We start from the raw sequence: 5994 nt of genomic DNA on the forward strand, positions 1-5994 counted from the left end.
GCAGGCAAGCCAGCTCCCACACAAGCCAGCTCCCACACTGACTGTGCCCACTTGGGAACGGTGTTGTTAGATGCCTTGCGGGGTCTCTTCACCGCCGAGCGCTTCAACCAGCGCCGGAATGAACTCGCCGAACGTCAGCATCATCAGGGTGAAGCTCGCATCCAGTTGGCCCAGGGCTTCGTCGCCGCCGTCCTGTTCGGCCTGGTCTTGCAGCAGGTCTTCGAACTTCAGGCGTTTGACGGTCATCTTGTCGTCGAGCATGAAGGACAGTTTGTCCTGCCAGGCCAGGGACAGTTGGGTCACGACTTTGCCGGTGGTCAGGTGCAGCTGGATCTCTTCGCCGGTCAGGTCCTGGCGCTTGCAGCGCACAATGCCGCCGTCTTCGTGGGTGTCGCGCAGTTCGCATTCGTCGAGGACGAAGAAGTCAGCGGCCGGTTTCTGGGTGGTGACCCAGTCGGTCATGATCGCGGTTGGTGCGGTTTTCACGGTGAGCGGGCGCACCGGCAGGGTGCCGATCACTTCACGCAGGGTGGAGAGCAGGTCTTCGGCGCGTTTCGGGCTGGCCGAGTTCACCAGGATCAGGCCTTGTTTCGGCGCGATGGCGGCGAAGGTCGACGAGCGACGAATAAAGGCGCGCGGCAGGAAGGCCTGGATGATTTCATCCTTGAGCTGGTCGCGTTCCTTCTTATAGACCTTGCGCATTTGCTCGGCCTCGATCTCTTCGACCTTCTCTTTCAGTGCGTCACGCACCACGCTGCCCGGCAGGATGCGTTCTTCCTTGCGCGCGGCGATCAGCAGGAAGTCACCGCTGACGTGAACCAGGGGAGCGTCTTCACCTTTACCAAAAGGCGCGACGAAACCGTAAGTGGTCAACTCCTGGCTTGCACAAGGGCGCGCCAGTTTGGTGGCCATTGCAGTTTCCAACGCCTCGGCATCAACAGGCAGATCTTGGGTCAGGCGATAGATAAGCAGGTTCTTGAACCACATGGGGTGAGTCTCTCCTTTATACAAAGGCGGGCATTATTGTCTTGATAGCGCCTGAGGCCAACCTTGCCTAAGCCATTGGAAGGCCTCAAAAAAAAGATTTAAGAAAGTGCTTGCCAGACCTTGGGTCGCTCCGTAGAATGCGCGCCACACCGAGACGAAGGGTGATTAGCTCAGCTGGGAGAGCATCTGCCTTACAAGCAGAGGGTCGGCGGTTCGATCCCGTCATCACCCACCATTCGCTTCAAGTGTTACGCGCAGCGGTAGTTCAGTCGGTTAGAATACCGGCCTGTCACGCCGGGGGTCGCGGGTTCGAGTCCCGTCCGCTGCGCCATATTCGGTAACCTGGAACACTGAACGCCAGGTCACCACAGAAAGCCCGCTCATTGAGCGGGTTTTTTTTCGTCTGCGATTTGTGTAGGAGCAACCTTGTGCTGAGGGAGGAAGCTCCATCAGCACAAGGTTTGTTGGCCTTTAGAAATCCCAGCGGGTGGTCACCATGACGTTGCGTGGCTCACCGTAGGCGGCGGAGTTATAGAAGCCGATATTGGTGTAGTAGCTCTTGTCGAAGATATTGTTGACGTTCAACGTCGCCGACAGGTTCTTGCTGATCTGGTATTTGCTCATCAGGTCCACCAGCCAATACGCCTCTTGGGAAAACTCTTCATAACCACCGCGCGGGCTGTTGTAGATGTCCTGCCAGCCCACACTCTGCCAGCGCACGCCGCCGCCGACGGTCAACTTGTCCAGGTTGCCCTTGAGTTTGTAGGTGGTGTACAGCTTGACCTGGTCTTCCGGCTCGAAGGTGGAGATCTTCACGCCCTTGTCGTCGCGCACGATCTTGTGGGTGTAGCCGGCCTGCAGCTGCCAGCCCGGGGCGATTTCGCCGGACATCTCCACTTCATAACCCTTGGTCACCGCCTTGCTGCTTTTATAGGCGTAGTTGTTCGGCGTGGGCTTGAGGTTGTTGTACTCGTCGTCGGACAGCGCGCGGTTGGACTCGTGGATTTCAAAGTAGGCGGCGCTGGCATTGACCCGGCCGTCGAGGTAGTCGGCCTTGATCCCCAGCTCCCAGTTCTGGCCCTCATCCGGTTCCAGCAGCTTGTTGTCGCGGTCGCGGTTGTAGTTTTCCTGCGGCATGAAGATATCGGTGTAGCTGGCGTAGAGCGCGTAGGTGTCGTTCAGGTCGTAGACCGCGCCGATATACGGCACGACGCGCCCGGACTCGCGGTAACTGGGGTTGTACCCGGTGACCTGATAGTTGACCAGGCGCGCGCCGAGCAGCACCTTGAGGTCGTCGGCGAGGTTCAGGCGTGTGGTCGCGTACGCGCCGGTCTGGCGCACGGTATCGTCGATCAGCGATTGCGCCTTGCCCCAGTCCGGCATGGTTGCGTGGCCGTGCCAGTTATTGAAGTCGACGATATTGGGGTCGAGGTTCCAATAGCCTTTGCCTTTCCATTCCGAGGCGCTGATCGAGCCGCCCAGCACCAGTTCATGTTCACGCCCGCCGAGGCTGAACGGGCCGCTGACATACAGGTCGGCGGAGTCGCTGACGGTTTCCCCGGTGTATTTGCCCGAGGTCAGTTGCGCGGTGCCATCCGGCTGCGGCTGGTCGCCCTGGATCGAGCCCATCAAGGCGTGGTAGCCGTTGATCTTGTGGTCCAGTTGCAGCTTGCTCACCCAGCCATTGCCCAGGTCATGTTCGAGCATGGCGAACACGGTGCGGGTGTATTGCTCCCAACTGCTCCACTCGGCGGCGTCGTTGAACGAGCGCTTGACGCTGTTGCGATTGCCCTGGGAGTTGATCAGCGGAAAGCTGCCCGACCAGGACGAGCCTTTTGGCAGCGTGTCCTGGTAGTCGCCGCCTACGGTCAGCAGGGTGTCGGGCGACAGGTCGAACTCCATGATGCCGTAGTACGTCGGGCTCTTGCGCGAGTAGTGGTCCATGAACGAATGCTTGTCCTGGTAGGCCGCCACCGCACGGCCGCGTACGTTGCCGCTGTCGTTCAGCGGGCCGCTGACGTCCAGTTCGCTGCGGTAGTTGTCCCACGAGCCCGCGCCGAGGGTGGCGTGGCCCTGGAAGTCGGCGGTGGGTTTCTTGCGCACCAGGTTGATCGTCGCGCCGAGGGAGCCGGCGCCAGTGAGCAGGCCGGTGGCGCCCTTGAGCACTTCGACGCGGTCGTAGATCGCCATGTCGCTCAGGGTGTTGCCCGCCGAATAGGCGACGTTGCGCGCAGTGGAAGGGATGCCGTCGTACTGGAAATTATTGATCGAGAAGCCGCGCGCGTAGTAGTTGCTGCGCTCGGTGTCGAAGGCCGACACGGTGATGCCGGGCGTGTGGCGCATCACGTCGTCGACGTTGGTCAGGCCGAAGTCATCCATGTGCTGGCGGGTGACCACGGAGACCGACTGCGGGGTTTCCTTGGGCGTCAGCACCAGGCGGGTCGAGGTCGCGAGCGTGCCGGGGGTGTAGGACCCGGTGCCTTCGGTGATATTGCCCAGTTGGGTGGCGCTGACTTGGGTCGGGCTCAGTTCCATGCTGCCATCGCTGGCGATGGGCGCCGGTTGCAGGGCGTAGACCTGGTCACCTTTTACCGCGCGATAACCACTGCCCAGCAGCAACCGGTCGAAACCGTCCTGGATGCCGTAGCTACCCTTGAGGCCAGGGCCGTTGAGGCCTTCCAGTTCGTGGGACTGGAACACAATGGCCACGCCGGCTTGTTGCGCAAAGCGATTGAGCGAGCTGCCCAGCGGCCCGGCCGGGATGTCGTAGGCCTGGGCGGCCACGTTGACGCTGTCCGCGTGTGCCGGGCTGATGCTCAGCACCGAGGCGCTGAGCATGGCCAGGGACAGCGGCGCGAGTTTCAGTAGGCCAAAGCGCCCACGCGGGTAGGAAGGGGTGTGCATGGTGAAGGCAATCCTTTACGTGTCGAATTACCTCTCTTGACGGGCAACTGCGAGAAAACCGGAAGCAAATACGAATAATTATTTATTGGCGGTGTCGTCTGGGTCCACGAGGATCAGCCAAGGCGTAAAACTTCTGACCCTGATCGGTAAGGTTTGCGCGAGTAACTGTAGGGCGTGATCGCTATCGTCCAGGGGAATGACCGCCGACACGCGCAGGCTTTGCAGCGCCGCGCGATCGAACTGCACACGGCCGCTGCGGTGGCGGGCGATCTCATCCAGCACCTCGGGCAATGGCCGGTTTTCCACCACCAATTGATGGCGGCGCCAGGCTTCGTTGATGCTGGCGGGGTCGATGCTGCCGGCCAGCCGCACGCTGTTACTGCTGACGAGCGCCCTGGAGCCGGCATCGACTTCCAGGGTCTGCTGGGCATTGGCGCTCTGTGCCGCCACGCGCGACTGCAACATGCTCAGCACGGTGACATCGCCTTCACGCTTGACTACAAACCGCGTGCCCAGTGCGCGCAAAGTGCCTTGGGCGGTCTGCACGATAAACGGCCGCGTGCTGTCGTGGGCCACTTCCACGAGGATCTCGCCTTGCAGCAATTCAATGCGGCGCTGTTTGGCGTCGAAATGCAGGTTCGCCGCGCTGATGCCGTTGAGGGTCAATGTCGAGCCGTCCGCCAATTGCAGGGTTTGCCATTGGCCAGGGCCATTGCGCACATCGGCCATCCATTGTTGCGGGTAAGGGCTGACGAGCAGCGCCGCGGCCGGAATCGCCAGGCTGCACGCCAGCACCAGGGCACGTACGGCGCGCTTGCGACGGTGGGATTTCTGCTGGGCAAACGCGGCATTCAAGGCGGCCCGCGCCGGTGCTTTTTTACCGCGCAGGGCCTGCATGCGCGCAATCACTTCTTCCATGCGCGCGGCGGCTGCGGCGTAGTGCGGGCCTTGTTGTTTCCAGCATTCGAACGCCAGGCGCTGGGCTTCGCTCAGCTCACCTTCGTGCAGGCGCAGCAGCCATTCGGCGGCTTGTTCTTCGATCTGTTGGCGGGCGTCGTGCATGTGCGCTCAGGTGTCCAGGCTGTGGCCGCAATGCACGAGCGCCTGGATCAGGTACTTGCGCACGGTGCGTTCCGACAGCTTGAGCTGGCGGGCGATCTGTTGCTGGGTCAGTTCTTCGAGGTAATACAGCACGAAGGCCTCGCGCGAATAGACGTGCATGCCTTCGAGAATAAACGCGATCTGCTCCAGGGCCTCAAGGGTGGTGTGGATCTGCTCCGGCGACTGGAACCCTTCCAGGGCGTCCACCGTCAGCGCCAACTCTTGCAGGTAGGCGCTTTCGATCTGCTTGCGCCGGGCCTGGTCGATAAGCAGGCGCCGCGCCGTGGTGCTCAAGTACGCCCGCGGTTCGCGAATGCTTGCCACCGACTCGCGGGCGTTGAGGATACGCGCGAACGTGTCCTGCGCCAGGTCCGCTGCGTTCTGCCGGCAGCCCAATTTGCGCCGCAGCCACGCCAGCAGCCAGCCGTGATGCTCACTGTAGAGCGCGGTTATTTCCCGTTGGAAGGGCGGTTCACCCACAGACATAGGCGTGGCTCAAGCGTTATTGAGAATGGTTTTTAATTGTGCGGCCAAGTGTCGGGTAAACGCAATAGACTCGCGTTTGTAGGGCGAAAAGCCCGTATTTACGGGGTTTGCGCCGCCTGCCGAAAAATATTTCAAATAAATTGCATATAAAACAAGACATTGCGGATTTTTGGTGTAAGATGCGCCCACACCGAAACGAAGGGTGATTAGCTCAGCTGGGAGAGCATCTGCCTTACAAGCAGAGGGTCGGCGGTTCGATCCCGTCATCACCCACCATTCGCTTCAAGTGTTACGCGCAGCGGTAGTTCAGTCGGTTAGAATACCGGCCTGTCACGCCGGGGGTCGCGGGTTCGAGTCCCGTCCGCTGCGCCATATTCGGTAACCTGGAACACTGAACGCCAGGTCACCACTAGAAAGCCCGCTCATTGAGCGGGCTTTTTTTCGTCTGCGATTTTTGCAGGAACAAACCTGTTGTGGCGAGGGAGCTTGCTCCCGCTGGGCTGCGTAGCGGCCCCA

4 protein-coding genes and 4 tRNA genes are annotated in these 5994 nt (G+C 61.0%); 4 read left to right on the forward strand and 4 right to left on the reverse strand.

Going from position 1 to position 5994, the window contains the following annotated elements; translation table 11 throughout:
* Window positions 1-66: 66 nt before the first annotated feature.
* Window positions 67-987: a recombination-associated protein RdgC gene (gene rdgC, locus B348_RS0122690; protein ID WP_017738330.1), complete on the reverse strand. Its 921-nt coding sequence runs from the start codon at window positions 985-987 to the stop codon at window positions 67-69.
* A 159-nt stretch (window positions 988-1146) separates the two neighbouring features.
* On the opposite strand from rdgC, the gene B348_RS0122695 reads away from it, so the two are divergent.
* Both B348_RS0122695 and B348_RS0122700 read left to right on the forward strand, forming a co-directional pair.
* A tRNA-Val gene (locus tag B348_RS0122695) sits at window positions 1147-1222 on the forward strand.
* A 19-nt stretch (window positions 1223-1241) separates the two neighbouring features.
* Window positions 1242-1318: transfer RNA gene (locus tag B348_RS0122700), tRNA-Asp, on the forward strand.
* A 140-nt stretch (window positions 1319-1458) separates the two neighbouring features.
* On the opposite strand, the gene B348_RS0122705 is transcribed toward B348_RS0122700, so the two are convergent.
* From B348_RS0122705 to B348_RS0122715, 3 genes are all read right to left on the reverse strand, one after another.
* Window positions 1459-3891 (reverse strand): TonB-dependent siderophore receptor, encoded by a 2433-nt coding sequence (locus tag B348_RS0122705; protein ID WP_017738331.1) that lies wholly within the window; start codon window positions 3889-3891, stop codon window positions 1459-1461.
* Window positions 3892-3969: 78 nt separating this feature from the next.
* Complete coding sequence (locus B348_RS0122710) at window positions 3970-4953, reverse strand: FecR family protein (RefSeq protein ID WP_017738332.1); 984 nt, start codon at window positions 4951-4953, stop codon at window positions 3970-3972.
* 6 nt (window positions 4954-4959) lie between these two features.
* Complete coding sequence (locus B348_RS0122715; RefSeq protein WP_017738333.1) at window positions 4960-5478, reverse strand: sigma-70 family RNA polymerase sigma factor; 519 nt, start codon at window positions 5476-5478, stop codon at window positions 4960-4962.
* A 200-nt stretch (window positions 5479-5678) separates the two neighbouring features.
* Between B348_RS0122715 and B348_RS0122720 the strand changes: the two genes are divergently transcribed.
* Window positions 5679-5754 (forward strand) — tRNA-Val (locus tag B348_RS0122720).
* A gap of 19 nt (window positions 5755-5773) precedes the next feature.
* Window positions 5774-5850: transfer RNA gene (locus B348_RS0122725), tRNA-Asp, on the forward strand.
* Window positions 5851-5994 lie beyond the last annotated feature (144 nt).

It is taken from the genome of Pseudomonas sp. CBZ-4, assembly GCF_000346755.1.
Lineage (GTDB): Bacteria > Pseudomonadota > Gammaproteobacteria > Pseudomonadales > Pseudomonadaceae > Aquipseudomonas.